At 33.3% G+C, this 19872-nt stretch carries 18 protein-coding genes; 8 read left to right on the forward strand and 10 right to left on the reverse strand.

The genetic code is table 11. The features are described from left to right. Positions 1–52 precede the first annotated feature (52 nt). From porQ to BUE95_RS08850, 4 genes are all read left to right on the forward strand, one after another. Positions 53–1072: a type IX secretion system protein PorQ gene (gene porQ, locus BUE95_RS08835; protein ID WP_073583568.1), complete on the forward strand. Its 1020-nt coding sequence runs from the start codon at positions 53–55 to the stop codon at positions 1070–1072. A gap of 81 nt (positions 1073–1153) precedes the next feature. After that, positions 1154–1435, forward strand: a complete 282-nt coding sequence (locus tag BUE95_RS08840) for a hypothetical protein (RefSeq protein ID WP_143165261.1) — start codon at positions 1154–1156, stop codon at positions 1433–1435. A 23-nt stretch (positions 1436–1458) separates the two neighbouring features. Next, a complete protein-coding gene (gene cmk, locus BUE95_RS08845) occupies positions 1459–2142 on the forward strand; it encodes a (d)CMP kinase (protein ID WP_073583572.1) in 684 nt (227 codons plus the stop codon). A gap of 18 nt (positions 2143–2160) precedes the next feature. Next, positions 2161–2625 (forward strand): hypothetical protein, encoded by a 465-nt coding sequence (locus BUE95_RS08850; protein ID WP_073583574.1) that lies wholly within the window; start codon positions 2161–2163, stop codon positions 2623–2625. A gap of 47 nt (positions 2626–2672) precedes the next feature. On the opposite strand, the gene BUE95_RS08855 is transcribed toward BUE95_RS08850, so the two are convergent. The 7 genes from BUE95_RS08855 to BUE95_RS08885 all read right to left on the reverse strand — a co-directional run bounded on the left by BUE95_RS08855 (position 2673) and on the right by BUE95_RS08885 (position 11924). Continuing rightward, entirely contained in the window at positions 2673–3650 is a 978-nt protein-coding gene (locus BUE95_RS08855; protein WP_073583576.1) for an MlaD family protein, read from the reverse strand. A gap of 8 nt (positions 3651–3658) precedes the next feature. Then, positions 3659–4405 carry an ABC transporter ATP-binding protein gene (locus BUE95_RS08860; RefSeq protein ID WP_073583578.1) on the reverse strand — a complete coding sequence of 249 codons (747 nt, stop codon included), beginning with the start codon at positions 4403–4405 and terminating at the stop codon, positions 3659–3661. A gap of 2 nt (positions 4406–4407) precedes the next feature. Then, positions 4408–5193: an MlaE family ABC transporter permease gene (locus BUE95_RS08865; RefSeq protein WP_073583580.1), complete on the reverse strand. Its 786-nt coding sequence runs from the start codon at positions 5191–5193 to the stop codon at positions 4408–4410. A gap of 165 nt (positions 5194–5358) precedes the next feature. Continuing rightward, a complete protein-coding gene (locus tag BUE95_RS08870) occupies positions 5359–6336 on the reverse strand; it encodes a TlpA disulfide reductase family protein (protein ID WP_159433506.1) in 978 nt (325 codons plus the stop codon). A gap of 211 nt (positions 6337–6547) precedes the next feature. Continuing rightward, on the reverse strand, positions 6548–7786 hold the full coding sequence (locus tag BUE95_RS08875; RefSeq protein WP_073583584.1) for an ATP-binding protein: 1239 nt from the start codon (positions 7784–7786) through the stop codon (positions 6548–6550). A 143-nt stretch (positions 7787–7929) separates the two neighbouring features. Beyond that, positions 7930–9297: a 30S ribosomal protein S6--L-glutamate ligase gene (rimK, locus tag BUE95_RS08880; RefSeq protein ID WP_073583586.1), complete on the reverse strand. Its 1368-nt coding sequence runs from the start codon at positions 9295–9297 to the stop codon at positions 7930–7932. Positions 9298–9374: 77 nt separating this feature from the next. Further along, positions 9375–11924: an ATP-dependent Clp protease ATP-binding subunit gene (locus BUE95_RS08885; RefSeq protein ID WP_073583588.1), complete on the reverse strand. Its 2550-nt coding sequence runs from the start codon at positions 11922–11924 to the stop codon at positions 9375–9377. A gap of 254 nt (positions 11925–12178) precedes the next feature. Here BUE95_RS08885 and gyrA point away from each other — a divergent pair, with 254 nt between their 5' ends. Together gyrA and BUE95_RS08895 are read left to right on the forward strand one after the other, a co-directional pair. Then, positions 12179–14722 (forward strand): DNA gyrase subunit A, encoded by a 2544-nt coding sequence (gene gyrA, locus BUE95_RS08890; RefSeq protein ID WP_073583590.1) that lies wholly within the window; start codon positions 12179–12181, stop codon positions 14720–14722. A 57-nt stretch (positions 14723–14779) separates the two neighbouring features. After that, entirely contained in the window at positions 14780–15892 is a 1113-nt protein-coding gene (locus BUE95_RS08895; protein WP_073583592.1) for a hypothetical protein, read from the forward strand. 91 nt (positions 15893–15983) lie between these two features. Here BUE95_RS08895 and BUE95_RS08900 read toward each other — a convergent pair whose 3' ends face one another. Then, complete coding sequence (locus BUE95_RS08900; protein ID WP_073583594.1) at positions 15984–16742, reverse strand: DUF4348 domain-containing protein; 759 nt, start codon at positions 16740–16742, stop codon at positions 15984–15986. 470 nt (positions 16743–17212) lie between these two features. On the opposite strand from BUE95_RS08900, the gene BUE95_RS08905 reads away from it, so the two are divergent. Then, on the forward strand, positions 17213–18304 hold the full coding sequence (locus BUE95_RS08905) for an FUSC family protein (protein ID WP_073583596.1): 1092 nt from the start codon (positions 17213–17215) through the stop codon (positions 18302–18304). 22 nt (positions 18305–18326) lie between these two features. On the opposite strand, the gene BUE95_RS08910 is transcribed toward BUE95_RS08905, so the two are convergent. Both BUE95_RS08910 and BUE95_RS08915 read right to left on the reverse strand, forming a co-directional pair. After that, positions 18327–18776 carry an SRPBCC family protein gene (locus BUE95_RS08910; RefSeq protein ID WP_073583598.1) on the reverse strand — a complete coding sequence of 150 codons (450 nt, stop codon included), beginning with the start codon at positions 18774–18776 and terminating at the stop codon, positions 18327–18329. A 95-nt stretch (positions 18777–18871) separates the two neighbouring features. Next, entirely contained in the window at positions 18872–19204 is a 333-nt protein-coding gene (locus tag BUE95_RS08915; RefSeq protein ID WP_073583600.1) for a winged helix-turn-helix transcriptional regulator, read from the reverse strand. Between the two features lie 113 nt (positions 19205–19317). Between BUE95_RS08915 and BUE95_RS08920 the strand changes: the two genes are divergently transcribed. Next, positions 19318–19863, forward strand: coding sequence for a cysteine hydrolase family protein (locus BUE95_RS08920; RefSeq protein ID WP_073583602.1), 546 nt, complete (start codon positions 19318–19320; stop codon positions 19861–19863). The last annotated feature ends 9 nt before the right edge of the window (positions 19864–19872 follow it).

A 19872-nucleotide genomic window follows, 5' to 3' on the forward strand; every position in this document is an offset into this window, starting at 1 on the left:
CCGATATAATTTTATCTTCGCAGTTGCGTTATAAGTAAGATTAACACACAAAATGCTAAGAAAACTCGTATTTCTATTTGCTTCTCTACTATCGGCTACAGCTTTTAGCCAAATAGGAGGTAGCGCAGTATATCAGTTTTTGAACTTAGCCCAATCGCCAAGACAAGCCGCTTTAGGTGGAAAAACGGTAACAGTGGTGGATTTTGATGTCAACCAAGCGTTTTATAATCCTGCCACAATTAATGCCGATATGCACAAACGATTATCGGTAAATTATGGGAATTATTATGGTGAAGTGTCTTACGGAACAGCTGCTTATGCTTACACTTATGACCGTCATTTACAGACCTTTCATGCGGGAATCAATTACATTAATTATGGGACTTTTGAAGGAAGAGATGAACTCGGAAATTTGACAGCTGATTTCACCGGAAGTGAAGCTGCTTTATCCCTAGGTTATGCTTACAACATTCCCTGGACCGATATGTTTGTCGGTGCTAATGTAAAGTTGATTTCGTCAACGTTAGAAAGTTATAATTCTTGGGGAACAGCTATTGATTTAGGATTTTTGTATGTCGATTATGATAACGACATTAATTATGGTTTCACGGTTCGTAATTTAGGTTTTCAAATTAAGCCTTATCAAGATACCAATGAAAGGTTACCACTTGCTATTGATGCGGGTATTTCTCAATTATTGGAAAATGTTCCCATTCGTTGGCATGTTACTTTAGAGAATTTGCAACAGTGGAATATTGCTTTTTCTAATCCAAATAGAACAACGGGTGGTTTAGACGGGAGTTCGCAAGAAGAAAAAGTATCGTTCTTTAATAACGCTTTGCGTCATGTAATTTTAGGGGCCGAACTGTTTCCTGAAAAGGGTTTTAACCTTCGAGTGGGATACAATTTTAGAAGGGGAGAAGAATTACGAATTGTAGACCAACGTAATTTTTCAGGAATTTCTGTTGGATTTGGTATTCGTTTTGGAAAAGTGAAATTCGACTATTCGTATTCTAGATATACTGTAGCAGCGAATACGAGTTTGTTTGGATTGATGATAGATTTGGAGTAGAATAGAGTAAAAAGTAAAAAGTAAAAAGTAAAAAGTAAAAAGTAAAAAGTGAAAAGTGAAAAGTGAAAAGTGAAAAGTGAAATGAGATTGTTGTTTTTTTCAATTTTCTGCTTTTTAGTGTTGTCATGTAAAGTTGATGAAAGTGATTTACGAGATTCAACTTGGAAGATTTACAAAAAGAATTCATATGAGTTTGGAGATGTTATTTCTTTTGATGCTATGATTGTAAAAAACGATACAATCTACTTAAATAGAGAGTCGATTTATGAAATCATAGCGTATCGAAATAGGTATTTTACAGATGAATTTATCACTATTAAAAATTTAAAAACACAAAATTCAGCGACTTACATTAAAAAGTAATTCGCGCATTCGTGGCAAAATATATGAAAAAAATTACCATAGCAATAGACGGTTTTTCGTCAACGGGAAAAAGTACATTGGCTAAGCAATTGGCTGCAACATTAGGTTACGTTTATGTAGATACTGGAGCCATGTATCGCGCAGTAGCTTATTTTGCGATGCAACATAACTTGGTTTCAGAAACCCATTTAGATAAAGCAGGTTTGATTGCTCAATTACCAAATATCAATTTGCGGTTTCAATTCAATCCTGCTTTAGGGTTTGCTGAAATGTACTTGAATAACGAAAATATCGAAAGGCAAATTAGAACTATTGAAGTTTCACGTATGGTGAGTAAGGTTGCCGAAATTTCAGAAGTTCGTGCCAAATTAGTCGAACAACAACAAGAAATGGGTAAAGATAGAGGCGTTGTAATGGATGGGAGAGACATTGGAACGGTAGTTTTCCCTGATGCTGAATTAAAATTATTCATGACGGCAAGTTCGAAAACCAGAGCGCAACGTCGTTTTGACGAATTAGTTGAAAAAGGACAACACATTACTTATGAAGATGTACTTCAGAATGTAGAAGAGCGTGATTATATTGACACTCACAGAGCCGATTCTCCACTTGTAAAAGCAGAAGATGCTGTAGAAGTAGATAATTCGAGTCTGTCTAAAAAAGAACAATTTGAATTGGTCTTGAATTTAGTAAAAGCGAAATTATAACTAACTAAACAAAACAATATGAAATTTTTAAGTAATTCTTTAAAGGTGACTTTTTTATTATTGTCAATTTTATTTTTAAATGGATGTAGTGGAGATGACGATAATGACGAAACAAATGCAAGCATTGAAGGTGTTTGGCAATTAGGGTTAATGTATGGAACTGCTAATTATAATGGAATGAATGCCAATTTAGAGGGTGAATCTGAAGGAACTATGGAGTTCAAAACAGATGGTACTTATGCTAGTAACATTATTAGTGGTAGTTTAACCGTTTCAATTCCTGCAATGAGTTATTCTGAAACAACGCCAATTGAAGCAGCTTCAACAACAGGAGATTATTATTATGATGAAATCACAAATGACTTAGAAATTGATGGCGAAATGTCGAAAGTAGTGGTTTTGAATGCTAATTTTATGAAAATTAAGACGTTAATTAATGATAGTGGTGTAACTGGAGAACTTTTTACTGAATATCACCGATAATTCAATAACTATTATGAAAGGCTGTCACTTAAAAATGACAGCCTTTTTTAATTAGTTTTCTTTTTAGCTTTCTCTTTTTCTAGCTTTTTAAAATAGCCTCTAAACAAGAAATTGTGTTTCAAAGCTTCTAAATCTTCATTTAATTTAATGCTCGCTTTGTTGATATTGGTCATTGTAGAGTCAATTTGTTTCACCAATTTAGGATTGTTAGAAAGATAATTTAGAGCACCATTGCCATCTTTTATATTGGTAATGGTTGCATTTAAATTCGTCACTACTTTATCAATTTCACTACTGGATTTTTCTAAATTAACGATAATTTTTTTTACGCTATTGGCAACAATGGTATCGTTTAACGTGCCTATAACATTATCTTTTCGGTTTAATTCGTTAATTAATGTATTTAAATTGGCTACCGTTTCAGCGGTTCCTTTTGATGTTTGTTTGAGATAATTCATAGTCGTTTTCAAATCTTGTGCCATAACAGAGTCCCGAATCAACATACCTACTGTTCCTTTACCTTGCGTGATTTCTTGTGTTATTTTCAGTAAATCTGCTGTTAGTATGGCCGCATTTTCATTCGTGACATTTAAGGTTTCTAACATGGCATCGGTTCCAATTCGACTAAAGGATTTAATCGTATCTCCACTCATTACTTTTGAAGCCTCCCCTTTTCCTGGAATAATATTAATAATCATGTTGCCTACTAAACCATCCGAACTTATCGTCGCAATAGCATTTTTCTTAATGTGTGACATGATTTTAGTATCAATTATCATGTTTACACTAATCGTTGTGTCGTTTATCATTTCGATTTCTTTTACTGTACCAATATCAATTCCTGCATAGCGAACATTATTCCCTAATTGCAATCCATTGACATTAACGAAGACAGCTTTTAAATGTGAGGTATTGCCAAACAAATTTTGTTTGTTTCCTATGAAATAAATGGCCGCTAAGAAAACCAAAGTACCTATGATTACAAAGATTCCGAGTTGTATTTTTTGTGAATTTGATTTTTCCATTGCTAAAACTATTTAAAAAATGCTTGTACTTTTGGATCGGTTGAACTGGCTAATTCGTCAAACGTTCCTTCTATATAATTCACACCATCAATCAATAAAATCATCCGATTGGCGATGACTTTTGCGCAATCTACATCGTGTGTAATGATGATCGATGAGGTGTTGTATTGTTTCTGAATCGAATTCATCAAAAGCACAATTTCTTTTGATGTAATTGGGTCTAAGCCTGTTGTGGGTTCGTCGTATAAGATGATTTTGGGTTTTAAAATCAAGGTTCTGGCCAAAGCAATTCTTCGTTTCATACCGCCCGAAAGTTCGTTCGGCATCAAATCGATGGCGTGTGCTAAACCAACGCTTTCTAAGGCTTCCATAACCAAAGGTGTTGTATCTTCAATAACGCCAAACTTTTTGGTATGACGCCGTAATGGAAACTCTAAATTTTCGCGAACGGACATCGAGTCGTATAAGGCGCTTCCTTGAAATAAAAATCCTATTTCGGTACGCAATTCGTCTAATGCTTCTTGTTCAAGTTTGTTGATCTTTTGATTCATAACTAAAATCGAACCGCTATTGGGTTGTTCTAAGCCAATCACACATTTAATCATCACCGATTTTCCTGAACCCGATTTTCCCATCACCACTAAATTTTCTCCTTCAAAGAGTTCCAAATCGAAACCATTCAAAACCACATTGCTGCCAAATTGCTTGTGCAAGTCTTTGATGGTGATAATCGCTTTTTTTGTTGGAGTTGTCATAGCTATAAATCGTAAAAAATATTCGTTACAAAAACCGCTACAAAGTCAATAATAAAAAGTAACATAGAGGTATAAACCACCGCTGCATTCGCTGCTTTTCCTACGCCAGCCGTACCTTTTTTACAGTTGTAGCCTTTGTAGCAACCTACTAAACCAATTGCAAACCCAAAAAAGAAGGTTTTGATAGTAGCCGGTACAATATCGCTGTATTCTAAAATATTAAAAACCTGGTTGAAATATAAGGTAAACGACACATTACCTTTGATGTTTTCCACTAAAAACGATCCGTAAATTGCAATAAAATCGCCCACGATTACTAATAGTGGCAACATCAATGTAGTCGCTAAAATTCGGGTAATAACTAAATATTTAAAAGGATTGGTTCCCGAAACTTCCATGGCATCAATTTGTTCGGTTACTTTCATGGAACCTAATTCGGCACCAATTCCTGAGCCAATTCTTCCGGCGCAAATTAAAGCGGTGATGATAGGACCAATTTCACGAATAATAGAAACACTCACCATAGATGCCATCCAAGAAACGGCACCAAATTCTTGCAACGTAGGGCGCGATTGTAGTGTAAATACCAAACCAATAATAAACCCCGTAACACTTACCAACAACAAGGAACGATTTCCGATATAAAAACATTGACGTAACAATTCTTTGAATTCGTAAGGCGGTTTCCAAAATTCTTTGAAAAAGCGTCCTGCAAAGTAGGAGAGTTCGCCCACTTCGATGAGGAAGTTTTGTAAAGCTTCAGTAAGATTGTCGAAATATTTTTTCATGAAGCATCTTAATTACAACCAAATATAGTGATTTTTAGTCAGATAAAATAGGATGTTTGTAAGAGATGTAGTAAAAAATAGGAGTTGTGGTGGACTGGGATTTGGTCTTTTTTTTTATTTTCTCAATTGAAGAGGCATAAATAGGTATAGGCTAAAATATGATCTTTATTTTTGTTCAAAAAGTTTTGTAAGGTGTTTTTTTAATTGTTCAGGTGATATATTTTGATCTATGATTATACCTTTTTCGTCAACTAAAATGTTTGAAGGTATGGATTGAATATTATACATTTTAGCTACTTTTCCATCAAATTCTTCAGTTTCTATTACGTTATCCCATGTTGATTTTTCCTTTATAATTGCTTTTAACCATTTATGTTTGTCTTTATCAGCATCAAGTGAAACCGCAAGTATTTTAAAATTCTGATTTTTAAATTGGTTATAAATATTTTTAATTTCAGGCATTTGTTTTCTACATGGTTCACACCAAGAAGCCCAAAAATCAATAAATAAGATTTTACCTCTATAATTTTTAGTTTGCAATAGTTTTCCATTTTCATTTGGAAGTTCAAAGTCAGAAATGGGATTTCCAATCATTGAAATTTCTTCTTGGTATAAATTACTTTTTAAAATGTTTATTGAAGATGTATCTTGATGCGCCACATCCAGTTTTTCATACATTTTTCTCAATTTTAAAATGTTTGCATCTGGATTCCAAGATTCACTAAGAATTAGACTAGCGCTATATTTATTTTTTGGGTTCTCAGAAATGATTTGGTTTATTTTTGAATATTTTTTTGATTGCCAATTTTTATCTTTTTCAAATTTAGCTTGATAATTTTCGTATTCCTTTTGTAAATCAGCAGTCTTACTACCTTTTATTGATTTAAAAACAATCCAGTCTAATTCAGTTTCTCTAATCTTTTTGTTTTGAATTTCAAGAATTATAAATAGTTCGCCTTCTTCAATAAAAAAGTCTTTCTCCATAGCTGAAGTTCTTCCTTGGGTACCTATCATAGCACTTGTCATAGAAGGTATTCTTCCTTCAAATTTAAATTCATTATTTTTTACTAGACAACTATCCTTGATTGAATTATAGTTAAGATAAATATAACCAGAATAATTTCCCTCTATTCTTCCATTCAAAATAAAGACGTTAGGCCTTAATTTGTTACAACTTGAAAGTAATATAAGAATTAATAAAGAAAATAATGCTTTTGAAAATTTGAAATGCATAGTTGTTTTTCATCAAATATATTCATTTTACTTACAGATTTTAATTGTTTAACTTTTTATCAACAAAAAATCCGACCTACTTTTACAAATCGGATTTTATATTTAGCGATAAAGAAATGTCTTATATGTTTTCGTTCGAATTTAAGAGCCAATTAAAAACATTGAGATGAATTATACCACTTCTGCTCTGAGTAAAATCATCAGTTGTAAGGAGAAATTTTGGATAGTTATCCTTAATTTTTTCTAATGAACTAAATTCTCGTTCTATTGTTTTATCACTAGTTATTTGCCATGCTACTTGATAATATGCAATTGCTCCTGTTTTTGTTTTACATACAAAATCAACTTCACTGTTTCTGGTTGTGCCAGTCCAAATTTTATTTCCTCTTCGAAGTAGTTCTAAATACACTATGTTTTCTAAAATGTGTCCTCTTTCTGTTGTCCGTTCTTTACCAACCAATATATTCAGAAGTCCCATATCTACTAAATAATATTTTTCTTGTGTAGCGAGTTGTTTTCTCCCTTTTAAGTCAAATCTATTTACTTTATAAAATACAAAACTTCCTACCAAATAATCTATATATTTTTCCACAGTTGCGTGATGGATACTTTGTCCGTCTTGCTTTAAAGTAGTTGATATGTTGTTAGGCGATAATGCGTTACCAATATTTGATGCTACAAATTTTAAAATATTTTCAAATGCTCTTTTATCATTAATTTTATGGCGCTGGGTAATGTCTTTTTCAACAATAGTTTTATAAATTGCTTCTAAATATTCATAAATTTTGTCAAATCCAGCATCACGAAGTTCTATTCCTTTTGGTAGCGATGTTTCATTTATATAATCAAAAAATAAAGTCTCATAATTCAAATACTTATTTTTTGTATCAATATTTCTTGCTGTTAAATATTCATTAAAAGAAAATGGTAATATAGAAATTTCTATATAACGACCACTTAATAAAGTGGCTAATTCGCTACTTAACAAATAGGCGTTAGAACCTGTAATGTAAACATCAACATTTTGTGTTGCAAAAAGGCCATCTACTAATTTTTCAAATGATGGGATATTCTGAACTTCGTCTAAGAAAATATAATTTGGTTTGTTTTCTACAAGTTTCGTTTTAATTTCAAAGTATATTGTGTCCCAACTTTTATTGACATAATTTTCAGGTAACTCAAAATTGTAAAATTGAATTTGTTTTTGTTCAATTCCTTTTTTTAAAAGTTGTTCTCTGTATAGTTCCAATAAAGTAGATTTACCAGATCTTCTCAAGCCACTAACAACTTTGATAAGATCTTTATCTTTGTATGAAAATAATTTATCTATGTATTCTTTTCGATTTGTATAATTTTCCATATTTCAAAGATAGTAATTAATTATCGAAACTTGTAAAAAAAACAAATTTCGATAATTTATTATTTTGGTAATTGATTTTCAATGATTAAAAAATCCGATCTGCTTTTACAAATCGGATTTATGTATTTGGTATTTTCTTTTGTCTATTTCCACTTAAAGTTTTTCTCAATTGCTTTAATCATTTCGCCAGCAATGTCTTTTTGCGTAGCGCCCTCGATTCCTTCTAAACCTGGTGAAGAATTTACCTCTAACAATAAGGGCCCTTTAGAGGAACGAATAATATCAACTCCCGCTACTTTCAAGTTCATCGCTTTTGCAGCCTTTATGGCAATTTTCTTTTCCTCCGAAGTGATTTTGACTACAGAAGCAGTGCCTCCCATGTGAATGTTGGCTCTAAATTCACCCGGAGCTGCTTCTCTTTGCATGGCAGCTACTACTTTTCCGTCTACCACAAAAAGACGTAAGTCTTTCCCGTTTGCCTCTTTGATAAATTCTTGAACTAAGATGTTGGCATTCAAACTCTTGAATGCATTAATAACCGACTCAGCAGCTTTTTTTGTTTCTGCCAAAACGACACCTTTTCCTTGTGTGCCTTCTAATAACTTCACAATCAATGGTGAACCCCCAACCATTTTGATCAAATCATCTGTATCTAAAGGGGAATTGGCAAAACCGGTAGTAGGAATATCAACACCATGATTTAAAAGCAATTGCAATGAGAATAATTTATCTCTCGATTGGGTGATAGCTGAAGCATTGTTTAAAGCAAATACTTTTAACGCTTCAAACTGTCGCGTAAGCGCACAGCCATAATAAGTCATACTTGGGCGAATTCTCGGAATTACAGCATCAAAATCATTCAAGACTTTTCCGCCACGATAATGAATTTCCGGATTTGTCGCATCCAATTTCATGTAGCAATATTTTAAATTTAAGAAGTGCATTTCATGACCTCTCAATTCTCCTGCTTCTAGTATACGTTTGTTACTGTACAATTCAGGATTGCTAGCTAACAATCCTATTCTTAATCCTTTTTTTGTTTCGCTACTTGCGTAGTAATATTCTTTAAGTTTTTCAGTAGTGGGTTGGCCTAATAAATAACGTTTTTCAGGGTCAACTAAAATGCGTCCCGACATGGCTTCACGACCTAATAACATTCGGAAACCCATAGAATCTCTATTGGTTAGAGTAACTTCAATTTCCCATGTTTTTTCTCCTATTTCTAGTTTGGTTTTGATTACATAGCGTTGTTCTCTAAAACCACTAGAACTTTTTACGACTCTTTTATCGACTAGAGGTGCCTCGCAATGAATTACGGCTTTAACGTTATTTTGTATGGGATTGATGTCAAATTTCACCCACTTTTCACTGTTTTTTTCAAATGTAACGATGTTAACAGCATGTAAAGCAGAAGTTTTAGCCCCTGAGTCTACACGTGCCTTAATGGTTGGAATTCCTAAACTAGGAAAGGAGCACCATTCTTCGCTACCCACGATAACTTTGTCTTGCATATTTTAATTGAGAATTATAAAACTAATGTAGTACTTTTTTTAATACAAATACAAAATCACTAGATAAAAAAACCAAGCTATGCGCTTGGTTCTTCTAATTTTTTGATTTCTATTTTGAGTTCTTGTGCGGTTTCATCTAGGTCCATGAAAATTTGATCTCCTTCATGAATTTTGTGTGTGATGATTTCTTCTGCTAGTGCATCTTCCACATATTTCTGAATGGCTCTTTTTAGCGGTCGTGCACCAAATTGTTTATCAAACCCTTTTTCAGCTATGTAATCTTTTGCTGCTTCGGATAGTTTTAATGTATAACCTAAGTCTTTAACTCTTAAATATAATTTATCCATTTCAATATCGATGATTTTATCAATATCGTGTTTTTCTAGAGCATTGAAAACGATTACATCATCAATACGATTTAAGAATTCAGGAGCAAATGCTTTTTTCAGAGCGTTTTCAATAATTCCTTTTGAGTGTTCTTCCGTCTGTGCTTGTTTTGCAGCAGTTCCAAATCCAACTCCCGTACCAAAATCTTTCAATTGACGCGCTCCAACGTTAGAGGTCATAATGATAATCGTATTTCTAAAGTCGATTTTGCGACCTAAGCTATCCGTTAAATGACCGTCATCTAAAACTTGAAGCATCATGTTGAATACATCGGGATGTGCTTTTTCGACTTCGTCTAAAAGTACAACGCAATAAGGTTTTCTTCTAACTTTTTCGGTTAATTGTCCTCCTTCTTCGTAACCAACATAACCTGGAGGCGCTCCCACCAAACGTGAGATTGCAAATTTCTCCATGTATTCACTCATGTCAATACGAACTAAGGCATCTTCAGAGTCGAACAATTCTTTTGCAATTACTTTTGCTAATTGTGTTTTTCCAACACCCGTTTGTCCTAAGAAAATAAAGGAACCAATTGGTTTGTTTGGGTCTTTTAATCCAGCACGATTTCTTTGGATGGATTTAGCAATTTTTAAAACCGCTTCATCTTGACCAATTACTTTACCTTTGATTAATTCTGGTAAATGTGCGAGTTTATTGCTTTCTGTTTGTGCAATACGATTTACTGGAATTCCAGTCATCATTGAAACCACATCGGCTACATTGTCTTCAGTAACGGTTACTTTGTTGTTTTTAGAATCTTCTTCCCATTGTTCTTGGGCAATAGCCAAATCTTTTTCGATGCGTTTTTCATCATCGCGAAGTTTGGCTGCTTCTTCGTATTTCTGTTTTTTTACAACGGTGTTTTTAAGTTCCCGAACTTCTTCTAATTTCTTTTCTAATTCCAGAATTTGTTTTGGGACATCGATATTAATGATATGAACACGAGAACCAGCTTCGTCTAAAGCATCAATTGCTTTGTCTGGAAGAAAACGGTCTGTCATGTATCGGTTTGTTAATTTTACACAAGCTTCAATAGCTTCTGGAGTATAAATTACATTGTGATGATCTTCGTATTTTGGTTTGATGTTATTTAAGATCGTAATGGTTTCTTCAACAGATGTTGGTTCTACAATCACCTTTTGGAAACGTCTTTCTAGTGCGCCATCTTTTTCGATGTATTGGCGATACTCGTCGAGAGTTGTTGCTCCTACACATTGAATTTCACCTCTGGCTAATGCTGGTTTGAACATGTTAGAAGCATCAAGCGAACCCGTTGCGCCACCCGCACCTACAATCGTGTGAATCTCATCTATGAATAAGATGATATCGTCGTTTTTCTCCAATTCATTCATAACCGCTTTCATTCGCTCTTCGAATTGTCCGCGGTATTTGGTGCCAGCCACTAAACTTGCTAAATCAAGTGTCACAACACGTTTGTTGAATAAGTTACGAGATACTTTTTTCTTGATGATACGTAAAGCCAAACCTTCTGCTATAGCTGATTTACCTACTCCAGGTTCTCCAATTAAGAGCGGGTTATTTTTCTTTCTACGGCTTAAGATTTGGGAAACACGTTCGATTTCTTTTTCACGTCCTACAACAGGATCTAATTTTCCTTCTTCAGCCATTTCTGTTAAATCACGACCAAAATTATCTAAAACAGGGGTTTTGGATTTTTTATTGGTTTTGTTTCCCGAAGTTGGATTATTAAAACCGCTGTCTTTTAAACTGTCATCTTGTCCGGAGTCGTCATTAAATGACTCTGCTCTTGGCAAATTTTCTAAATAATCGTCTTCGTTTGTCATCATGGCTGTATATTGTTCTTTAACGGTTTCGTAATCGATTTTGATTTTGTTCAATAATTTGGTTGTAGGGTCATTTTCATTGCGTAAAATACACAACAACAAATGTGCAGTACTAATTTCGGAGTTATTAAAAAGTTTTGCTTCCAAGAAAGTAGTCTTCAATGCACGCTCGGCTTGACGTGTAAGGTGCAAGTTTTTTTTATCAATATTTTGAATGCTATTAGGATTGGCAGGGCTTAAGATTTCAACTTTTTTTCTTAGATGCGATAAATCAACAGCTAAATTATTTAAAATATTGATTGCTTTTCCGTTGCCATCTCTTAGTATCCCAAGCATTAAATGTTCTGTACCAATAAAGTCGTGACCTAGCCGAAGCGCTTCTTCTTTGCTGTAGGTGATTACGTCTTTAACTCGTGGTGAAAAATTATCGTCCATAGCATTAGTAATATTAGTAAAAGTACAAAATTTTATAAGAAAGTGCAAAAATCATACCTTACACTTGAAGTTGATTGCTAAATGACAAAAAATATTTGAGAAAAGAAAGAAATTGCATTAGGATTTATTATCAATCTGTAAATAAAATTGTTAATAAAAAGTAGAAATAAGTTAGTTTAAAACACTATTAAAATCTCAAAAAGCCGTATATTGGCACGTTTTAGTACTAATAGATAATTTTAATATAAATACTTATGTCAGAAGGAGAAAAGTTAATTCCTATTAACATTGAGGATGAAATGAAATCAGCTTACATCGATTATTCGATGTCAGTTATTGTGTCAAGAGCACTTCCTGATGTTAGAGATGGTTTAAAGCCTGTACACCGAAGAGTTTTATTCGGGATGTATGAATTAGGAGTTCTTTCGAACAGGGCACACAAAAAGTCTGCTAGAATTGTTGGAGAAGTTTTAGGTAAATATCACCCACATGGGGATACTTCAGTATATGATGCAATGGTGCGTATGGCTCAAGAGTGGAGCTTGCGTTACTTGATGGTGGATGGTCAAGGTAACTTTGGGTCTGTTGATGGCGATAGTCCAGCAGCTATGCGTTATACTGAAGCCAGAATGAAGAAGATTTCAGAGGAAATGTTGGCAGATATTGATAAAGAAACAGTTGATTTTCAATTGAATTTTGACGACACTTTGCAAGAACCAACGGTTATGCCTACTAAAGTTCCTACTTTATTAATTAATGGGGCTTCGGGTATTGCGGTTGGTATGGCAACTAACATGGCGCCTCACAATCTAACAGAAGTAATTGATGGAACGTTAGCTTACATCGATAATAATGATATTGAGATAGACGAATTAATCAATTACGTTAAAGCTCCTGATTTTCCAACTGGAGGAATTATTTATGGTTATGAAGGTGTAAGAGAAGCCTTCAAAACGGGAAGAGGACGTATTGTTATGCGTGCTAAAGTAGGTTTTGAAGAGGTAAATGGAAAAGAAGCAATTATTGTAACAGAGATTCCTTACCAAGTGAATAAGGCAAATATGATTAAGCATACGGCCGACTTGGTTAATGAGAAAAAAATTGAGGGTATTTCTAATATTCGTGATGAATCGGATAGAAATGGAATGCGAGTGGTATATGAATTGAAACGCGATGCCGTTCCGAATGTAGTTTTGAATACGTTATACAAGTATACGCAATTGCAATCTTCTTTTAGTGTTAATAATATTGCGTTGGTGAATGGTCGTCCTCAAATGTTAAATCTTAAAGATTTGATTTATCATTTTGTGGAGCATCGTCATGATGTAGTGGTTCGTAGAGCCCAATTTGATTTAAGAAAAGCAGAAGAAAGAGCACATATCTTAGAAGGTTTGATTATTGCATCGGATAATATTGATGAGGTTATCAAAATTATTAGAGCATCTAAAGATGGCGATGAGGCAAGAACCAAATTGATTGAGCGTTTCAAGTTATCAGAAATTCAAGCTCGTGCTATTGTTGAAATGCGTTTGAGACAATTAACTGGTCTTGAACAAGATAAATTACGCGCAGAATATGAGGAAATAATGAAATTGATTTCCTACTTAAAAGAATTACTTGCAAGTAAAGAAATGAGAATGCAAGTAATCAAAGATGAATTGGTTGAAATTCGTGATAAATATGGTGATGCGCGTCGTTCACAAATTGAATATTCGGGAGGTGATGTGAGTATAGAAGATTTGATTGCGGATGAAAGTGTTGTAATTACGATTTCTCATGCAGGATATATCAAACGTACTTCTTTATCAGAATATAAAACTCAAAATAGAGGTGGAGTTGGGCAAAAATCAGCAGGAACAAGAGATCAAGATTTCTTAGAGCATTTATTTGTAGCAACCAATCATCAATATTTAATGTTCTTTACTCAAAAAGGAAAATGTTATTGGATGCGTGTTTATGAAATTCCGGAAGGAACGAAAGTAAGTAAAGGACGTGCTATTCAAAACTTGATTAATATTGAAAGTGATGATAAGGTGAAAGCCTTTATTTGTACACAAGACTTAAAAGACCAAGACTATATCAATAGTCACTATGTGATTATGGCTACGAAACAAGGTCAAGTTAAGAAAACATCTTTAGAACAATATTCACGTCCACGTCAAAATGGAATTAATGCCATAACCATTAAGGAGGACGATGAATTGATCGAAGCAAAATTAACTACTGGAAACAGTCAGGTTTTATTAGCGGTTAAATCAGGAAAACTAGTTCGTTTTGAAGAAGAGAAGACCCGTCCGATGGGAAGAACAGCTTCTGGTGTTAGAGGTATTACTCTTGCCGATGATAAAGATGAAGTTATTGGAATGGTATCTATCGATAAAGATCATATTGCTGATTCTCAAATATTGGTTGTGACCGAAAACGGTTATGGAAAGCGTACTAAGTTGGTAGATGAAGATGGTGAAGATGTGTATCGTATTACAAACCGAGGTGGAAAAGGTGTGAAAACCCTTAATATTACAGAAAAAACAGGTGCTTTAATTGCTATAAATAATGTTACTGATGCTGATGATTTGATGATTATCAATAAATCGGGATTAACAATACGAATGATGGTTTCTGATTTAAGAGTAATGGGAAGAGCAACACAAGGTGTTCGACTTATTAATATTAAAGGGAATGACTCTATTGCGGCAGTTACTAAAGTACTTCGTGAAGATGAAGAAACAGACCTTGATGAGAAAGGAGGTGCTACTGATGCTGAAATTGGCACAGATGTTGCACCATCAGAAGAATAAAATTTATAAGAGCCCAATTTACTTTGGGCTTTTGTTTAACCAAAGTTTTAAAAAGATATGAAAAAGTTAATTTTAAGCGCAACATTATTGTTGTCGATTGCATCCTTTGCTCAAAAAGATGAGTTAAAGACCTTGAAGAAAATTTATAGTAAAACGACTATCTCCGATAAAGATTTAGTGGAATACAAATCGGCTAGTGAGGCATTAGAAGCAGTAGCTACAGAAGAATCGGATAAAGTATATGCTAAATTGTACAAAGTTTCCTATCCGGTATTGGAACTTTTTTCAAAAGGTGAAAAACCTGCTGTTCAAGACCAACAAAAGGTATATACTGATAGTTTTATACCGCAGTATATTGCTACAGTTGATGAAACAATTGAATATGAGAGAAAGTCAGGAAAGAAAGTTCATACCGATAAATTGATAGAAGATAAAAATCGCTTTAGACAAGGTATTTCTTCATTTGCAATGACTTTAAATGGTAGTTCAAAATTTAAAGAGGCATCAGAAGTTTTTTATTCGCTTTATAAACTCGATCCAATTGGTGAAGGGAAATCGCTTCAAAATGCTGCCATTTTAGCAACTCAAGCACAAGATTACGTATTGGCTCAAAAGCTTTATGAAGAGTTTTATGAAAGTGATTATTTTAAAAATGGAACGGTTTATTATGCAGTTAGTAAAGCAAGTGGAAAAGAAGAAGATCTAGGGTCAAAAGAATTGAGAACTAAGTATGTAGGTATGGGCTTGTACGAGAAACCGAGAGATGAAAAAGTAAGTTCTTCAAAACCAGAAATTCTAAAGATATTGTCTATTTTGTACGCACAAAATAACATTAATGATAAAGAAAAGTTTGATCGTGTAATTACGGAAGCTAGAGCACTTTTGCCAGACGATAAGGATTTACTAGAGACACAATTCAATTTGTATTTTAATCAAGGGTATGCTTTTGTTAAAGACGATATGAAATTGGTTGATGAAATTAACAACTCAACGGCAGACAAAAAGAAATATGATGCTTTGATGTCGAAAAGAAAGGAACAGTTTACTAAAGGACTTCCGTTTTTTGAGAAGGCTTACAAATTGAAACCTTCAGATGAAAACACCAAAAATATTTTAAAGATTACTTATGAAATAGTAGGTCAACCAGAGAAAGCAAAAACAATTCAATAAAACGGTTAGTGTGTAATTTTAAGCCACTTTTTTAAAACCGTGTAAAAATAACACAAGGGATAATTTTTAAAAATTATCCCTTTTTTTTATTTTAAGTGGAGTAATCTTCCGTTTTTATTAAAAACCACTCGTTTTTAATTTTTTGGAAGGTATATTTCACCCAAATGCCGTTGTATTTTCCTCTGTAGTAAATGTTTCTGAAAGCGTTTCTTTTTTTGATGTTTGGTAATAGAACCAAACTTCCCATCTCCTGGTTTAAATTAAAATACTTCCATTGTTCTAAAGTTGTTTTTTCAGAAACAACCTCGTAGTCATTATCGAGCATTTTTCTGTTTAAAGGAAATACAATATGCTTTTTCTGAAAAACACTATCATTAGAAAATAAAATTAAAAATGAAATAAATTCCTTGTCAGATAAATTCCTTTTATTGATTTTCTTTAGGTTTTTTAATGTCCATTCGTCTTCATTATGCTCAAATTCATACAGCCAATTTTCATTCCTATCAAAGTCAACTAGGGCGATATCTTGTTTGAGGGTTCCTTCTAGTTTTGTTTCAAAGAGGGATAGGGTATCAGTGTGTAAAAACGGAATAAAACCTTTTTCTGATTGAAAAAGTTCTTCAACAGAAATGGTCTTGTTGGTGCGCTCTTCTTGAAATGCTCTTTCTACGAGAAATTTTTCTAGGAAAGGAACAAATGTACTGCTATCAGAAGTTGCGGTTTTTGTTTCTTTTTTGATATTTAAAGTGGGGGCGAAATCATTTTGTTTTGTGGGTAAAAGTAGTGGCTTTTTATCATCAGACTTACACGATAGGAAGCTTAAAAAAAGGAGTAGGAGTAGTTGTTTCATTGATTTTGTAGTATTTTTTACTGTTTTTGTGTACCCAAGATTCCTTTTACTGTTTTTTATTTTTTTAAAACTCTTTTATTGTTAGTTTGGGTAGCACAAATGTCTTGAAATTTTTTTATTTCGAGTAATCATTTAGACGATTTCATTATTCAACGTTGATTGAAAACGATATGTGTTTATTGTCTGTGCTTTTTTAAAGACATATGGTCATTAAGAGGACTGTACAGCTAAAAAAATGAATACTTTAAGCATAAAAAATAGCGATATGAGACATAATAATAAATGGACTATCCCTATTTGAGTTGGGCATCCAAACAATTCATTGAAATTAATTAACAGGCAGTAGTGAACTTAGGTTATTAATTTTTCTAAAGATTCAATATGTGTGATTGTTTTTTTGTTAAAACTGTTAAATACATGCAACGTTGCATTGCAAAACAGCTAACTTTACTTTTTTGAAAATTTTTAGAATGCGTAATTTTAAATTGTTGCTAATCTCAGTTATTAAGGGCATAAATTCTTTTTTTGAACTTAAGGAAAGTAAGCGCTCACGACATATTCCATTTTTAGCATCACTTTGTGTTGGAATTCCTCTTTTTTTGGGATTCTATTTTGAAAATTTAGAAAAAGGCTTATTGGTAAGTTTAGGAGGTTTGGTTATTTTATATTATCAGCCTAATCTTTCCTTTGGGAGTCGAATGCTAACCCTGTTAGTTTGTTCTTTAGGATTTGTATTTTCACTTGGAATTGGGCTTAGTTTTAGTTTTAACCCATACGTTTCAGCAGTTGTTCTTGGTTTTTTCGCAATGGGTATTCATTTGGTTACTACCTATTTTAAAATTAAACCGCCTGGTAATTTTTTCTTTATCATGATAGCTTCTATGGCAAGTTGTCAGCGTTATAATTTAGAGATCATTCCTGAAAAAATTGGGTTTTTATTTTTGGGAACAATGTTGGCTTGTTTTTTAGCCTTTGGTCACGGATGGCTTACGATTAAAAAAGGACAAACACCAGAAATCTTTGGCATTCAAATTAAGAAAGGAAAATTTGTTTCATTAATTGACTCGATTGTTATCGGAATCTTTATTGCTATTTCGTTACTTATAGGGCATTTGCTTGAAATGCAAAACCCATATTGGATTCCTATTTCTTGCCTTGCAATTTTACAAGGAATTTCAAAACAACACGTTTGGGAGCGTATGCTTCATCGTATCGTTGGGACTTTTATAGGAATTGGACTTTGCTGGTTGCTATTATTATTTTGTAATACGCCATTAAGTGTTTGTATTACAATTTTTGTGTTGCAATACTTAGTAGAAGTGTTAATCGTTAAAAATTATGCATTGGCGATTATTTTTATAACACCCATGACCATTTTATTAGCCGAAATAGGAAGTTCGTTTACTGCGAATACCGAAATCATTGTATCTGCACGCTTTTTAGATATCACTATTGGAAGTATTTTAGGAGCTCTTGGCGGATGGTTTATTTACAATCAACGATTCAAATACAAAGCCACGCAGCAATTACGAAAGACTAGCGTAATGATGCGAAAAAAATGATTTACTCGTAACTATTTAAAAATCAATTATCTGGAATATTAGGTTCTACTAATTTCTTTAGTTTTTCTAAGGATTCTTGCCAACCCAAGTAACACATCTCAGTAGGAATCATAGCTGGAATGTTTTCCTGAAGTATTTTGATTTCTGTACCACACGAAACTGCTTTTAACCAAACCGAAGTTGTCATTTCGCCTGGTAAGTTGGGGTCATCAAAAGTATCAGTGTATTTTAAAAATTCGTTGGGTTTGATATCTAAATATTTCCCACCAAAAGAATGTCCGTTACCGGTTGTAAAATTGATAAACGACATTTTAAAACTACCTCCAATTTTTACCTCCATACTGTGAACTTCACACAAAAAACCATACGGTGGAATCCACGAAGCCATTGCATTTTTATCTGTAAATGCGCGATACACCTTTTCAGGTGAAGCCGTTACTATGCGATGTAACGATACAAAATTGTCTGCCATATTTTTTTATTACTAATTTACGAAAAAAAGGATTGGATTTTGTTTTTTTAAGAGAAAGCAGGGTGTAAAACCCGACTTAGAGGTTCGTGCTTTATTTAAACTAAGTTCTCTAAACCAAATTCAGCCAGTTGGTCTACTATTGGCAAAGTTTTCAAGCCTAACTCGGTTAATTGATATTCTACTTTTGGAGGAATTTGAGGATAGACTTTTTTGCTAACCAATTTGTTTTCAACAAGCATATTCAACTCTTGTATCAACATTTTTTCACTGATACCTGTAACAGATCTTTTCAATTCGCCATATCGAACTGTATTTTTGTTGATTTGGAACAATATCATTAACGTCCATTTGCCACTTAAGAGTGCTAAAGAAGCTCTAACTGGACATCTTTCATCATAAGCGGGATGTGTTTTTAATTTTTTTTCCATTGATAATCAATAATTCTAACTTTTTAGTGAGTACCTAACTAATTTGTAGGTACTTGTGCAAAGGTAAGTAACTTTCTATCTTTGCACAAATAACATTAATAAAAAATAAAATTATGAGCAAAGCATTAATTATAATAGACATTCAAAATGACTATTTCGAAAATGGAGCAATGGAATTAGTAGGTTCTTTGCCAGCAAGTGAAAATGCCAAACTAGTTTTGTCAAAATTCAGAAATGAAAATTTACCAATTGTTCACATACAACATCTTGCAGTAGCTCCGGGTTCAGTGTTTTTTTTACCAGAAACCAAAGGTCAAGAAATTCACGAAAATGTAAAACCAGAAGACGGAGAAAAAGTAATCACAAAATATTACCCAAACAGTTTTAGAGATACGGATCTTTTAGATTACTTAAAATCTAAAAGTATTACAGAACTTGTAGTTGTAGGGATGATGACGCATATGTGTGTTGATGCTACAGTGAGAGCAGCTAAAGACTTTGAATTTGAATGTACCGTAATTGGAGACGCTTGTGCTTCAAGAAATTTAGAAATTAACGGTAAAACCGTAAAAGCAGAAGATGCTCACAATGCGTTTTTAAGTGCGTTAGCTTTCTTTTATGCCGATGTTAAAAACACTCAGGATTTCCTTAATAGTTAATTGAAATTA

Origin of the sequence: Flavobacterium cucumis (assembly GCF_900148835.1) — a bacterium.
GTDB lineage: Bacteria > Bacteroidota > Bacteroidia > Flavobacteriales > Flavobacteriaceae > Flavobacterium > Flavobacterium cucumis.

What these genes read in the sequence shown, in the direction of transcription:
- BUE95_RS08885 (WP_073583588.1), bottom strand. Translation starts at nt 11,924, where the DNA reads ATGGACGATAATTTTTCACCACGAGTTAAAGACGTAATCACCTACAGC.
- porQ (WP_073583568.1), top strand. Translation starts at nt 53, where the DNA reads ATGCTAAGAAAACTCGTATTTCTATTTGCTTCTCTACTATCGGCTACA.
- rimK (WP_073583586.1), bottom strand. Translation starts at nt 9,297, where the DNA reads ATGCAAGACAAAGTTATCGTGGGTAGCGAAGAATGGTGCTCCTTTCCT.
- BUE95_RS08860 (WP_073583578.1), bottom strand. Translation starts at nt 4,405, where the DNA reads ATGACAACTCCAACAAAAAAAGCGATTATCACCATCAAAGACTTGCAC.
- BUE95_RS08840 (WP_143165261.1), top strand. Translation starts at nt 1,154, where the DNA reads ATGAGATTGTTGTTTTTTTCAATTTTCTGCTTTTTAGTGTTGTCATGT.
- BUE95_RS08910 (WP_073583598.1), bottom strand. Translation starts at nt 18,776, where the DNA reads ATGGCAGACAATTTTGTATCGTTACATCGCATAGTAACGGCTTCACCT.
- gyrA (WP_073583590.1), top strand. Translation starts at nt 12,179, where the DNA reads ATGTCAGAAGGAGAAAAGTTAATTCCTATTAACATTGAGGATGAAATG.
- BUE95_RS08850 (WP_073583574.1), top strand. Translation starts at nt 2,161, where the DNA reads ATGAAATTTTTAAGTAATTCTTTAAAGGTGACTTTTTTATTATTGTCA.
- BUE95_RS08915 (WP_073583600.1), bottom strand. Translation starts at nt 19,204, where the DNA reads ATGGAAAAAAAATTAAAAACACATCCCGCTTATGATGAAAGATGTCCA.
- BUE95_RS08895 (WP_073583592.1), top strand. Translation starts at nt 14,780, where the DNA reads ATGAAAAAGTTAATTTTAAGCGCAACATTATTGTTGTCGATTGCATCC.
- cmk (WP_073583572.1), top strand. Translation starts at nt 1,459, where the DNA reads ATGAAAAAAATTACCATAGCAATAGACGGTTTTTCGTCAACGGGAAAA.
- BUE95_RS08905 (WP_073583596.1), top strand. Translation starts at nt 17,213, where the DNA reads ATGCGTAATTTTAAATTGTTGCTAATCTCAGTTATTAAGGGCATAAAT.
- BUE95_RS08865 (WP_073583580.1), bottom strand. Translation starts at nt 5,193, where the DNA reads ATGAAAAAATATTTCGACAATCTTACTGAAGCTTTACAAAACTTCCTC.
- BUE95_RS08875 (WP_073583584.1), bottom strand. Translation starts at nt 7,786, where the DNA reads ATGGAAAATTATACAAATCGAAAAGAATACATAGATAAATTATTTTCA.
- BUE95_RS08900 (WP_073583594.1), bottom strand. Translation starts at nt 16,742, where the DNA reads ATGAAACAACTACTCCTACTCCTTTTTTTAAGCTTCCTATCGTGTAAG.
- BUE95_RS08920 (WP_073583602.1), top strand. Translation starts at nt 19,318, where the DNA reads ATGAGCAAAGCATTAATTATAATAGACATTCAAAATGACTATTTCGAA.
- BUE95_RS08855 (WP_073583576.1), bottom strand. Translation starts at nt 3,650, where the DNA reads ATGGAAAAATCAAATTCACAAAAAATACAACTCGGAATCTTTGTAATC.